This window comes from Mesorhizobium sp. M7A.F.Ca.CA.004.04.2.1, from assembly GCF_004022825.1.
Lineage (GTDB): Bacteria > Pseudomonadota > Alphaproteobacteria > Rhizobiales > Rhizobiaceae > Mesorhizobium.
The window spans coordinates 1-2,012 of record NZ_RZPH01001049.1; the positions used below are offsets into that span (position 1 = coordinate 1).

Sequence of the window (2,012 nt, forward strand, 5' to 3'; positions counted from 1 at the left end):
GAAGGTGCCGGCAGGCGGATGAGGGGCGGCGCTGGCGGTGGGAGGGTTTGCGCTGTGCGCTTGGCAAAGAACGGAGGAAATACGAGCGCAAATGATGGCGGGTTAACATTCAAGCACTTTCCCAGAAGCGCGAAACCCGCTCTAATACGCCCGTTCTGGGGAAACCATGTCACAGCTTATAATTCACGGCCATGTGACTCTGGGGGCCCGAGACAAGTTCGTTGCGCGTTGGGTTGTATGAGGATGGGACGATGAAGGCGACCGTTCCACCCTTTGCAGAGTTCTTTGTGCCGGTCTTGCGGGCATTGGACGCGCTCGGCGGCTCCGCTTCGATCGAAGAGATCGACGACAAGACGGCAGTACTGATGAACATTTCCGATGCGGCGCGGGCGGTGCTGGTTGGTGATGGTCCAAGGGCAAAGTTCGATTATCGCTGCGCCTGGGCACGAAGCTGGCTGAAGAATGCAGGCCTCACGAACAATAGCGAGCGCGGCGTGTGGGCGCTCACGGCGGAAGGCCGGGCATCGCTGTCACTTGCTCCGGAAGAAATCGTACGGCTTGTCAGGCGAGCCGACGCGGCACTACGCAAAGCGAAAACTGTCGTTGCCCCCGAGCGCGTGGAGGCCGAAGCGGAAGCAGCTGATATCGCCTTGAAGGACTGGCGGGAGCAACTGCTCGACATACTTCTGGCGCTTGATCCCGCGGCCTTTGAGCGGTTGTGCCAGAGAATTCTCCGTGAGGCCGGCTTTATCAAGGTCGAGGTGACCGGGAGGAGCGGCGATGGTGGCATCGACGGCACCGGTGTATTGCGGGTCAACCTGCTTTCGTTCCACGTGCTATTCCAGTGCAAGCGTTGGAAAGGCTCGGTGGGGTCAGGCGTCGTGCGCGACTTTCGCGGTGCAATGGTTGGTCGAGCCGATAAGGGCCTTGTCATCACCACCGGTACATTTACCGCGGATGCGCGGCGCGAGGCTGTGCGCGACGGCGCTCCTGCCATCGACCTGATCGATGGTGACGGATTATGCGATCTGCTCAAGGATCAGAAGATCGGCGTGCGAGTGAAGATGGTGGAGGAAGTGACGGTCGACGAGGCGGCATTCGCCGAGTTTTAACGACGCCAATCGCGGAACCCAGCGCCGCCCCTCATCCGCCCTTCGGGCACCTTCTCCCCGTGAACGGGGAGAAGGGAAAAAAAGCGCCGCGCCCTTACGCGAACGCCCCGTGGCAGTGCTTGTACTTCTTCCCCGAACCGCAGGGGCAGGCTTCGTTGCGGCCGACTTTGCCCCAGGTGGCCTGGTTGTTGGGGTCGCGGTCCTCGGGAGCGACGACGGCGGTTGTCTCCGGGCGGACCAGGAGGGCGGTTTCGCCGCCTTCGAAGTCGTTCTCGCCGGTGGTGCCGTCGATGTGGGTGCCGAACATGTCGGGGGCTTCCGGGGGCGGCGCTTCGGCGGCCTGGCGGACCAGTTCGACGCGCATCAGCTGCGCGGTGACGGCCTGGCGCAGATTGCCCAGCATGGCCTGGAACAGCTCGAATGCTTCGCCCTTGTACTCCTGCAGCGGATCGCGCTGGGCGTAGCCGCGGAAGCCGACGACCGAACGCAGATGGTCGAGATTGACGATGTGCTCGCGCCACAGATGATCGAGCGTCTGCAGCACAACCGAGCGCTCGACATAGTTCATCACCTCGGGGCCAAAACGCTCGGCGCGCTCCTTGGCGGCGGCTTCGGCGGCCTGCCCGATGCGCTCGCGGATGTCGTCTTCGGCGATGCCCTCTTCCTTGGCCCAGTCCTCGACCGGCAGGTCGAGGTTGAGGAACTCGGCGATCTCGGCCTTCAGCCCGGCAACGTTCCACTGCTCGGCATAGGCGTTTTCGGGAATGGCCTTGGCGACGATCTCGTCGATGACGCCTTCGCGCATCTCGGCGATCGTTTCGGACAGGCCTTCGCCGTCCATCAGCTCGATGCGCTGCTCGAACACCACCTTGCGCTGGTCGTTGGAGACGTCGTCATATT

The 2,012-nt window shown here is 62.8% G+C and carries 2 protein-coding genes; one reads left to right on the forward strand and one right to left on the reverse strand.

Annotation, left to right across the window (positions count from 1 at the left end):
* Positions 1 to 251 precede the first annotated feature (251 nt).
* Entirely contained in the window at positions 252 to 1,112 is an 861-nt protein-coding gene (locus EN893_RS31085; protein WP_127272361.1) for a restriction endonuclease, read from the forward strand.
* A gap of 94 nt (positions 1,113 to 1,206) precedes the next feature.
* Here EN893_RS31085 and EN893_RS31090 read toward each other — a convergent pair.
* On the reverse strand, positions 1,207 to 2,012 hold an 806-nt coding region (locus tag EN893_RS31090; RefSeq protein WP_206640204.1), incomplete at its 5' end, for an SEC-C metal-binding domain-containing protein.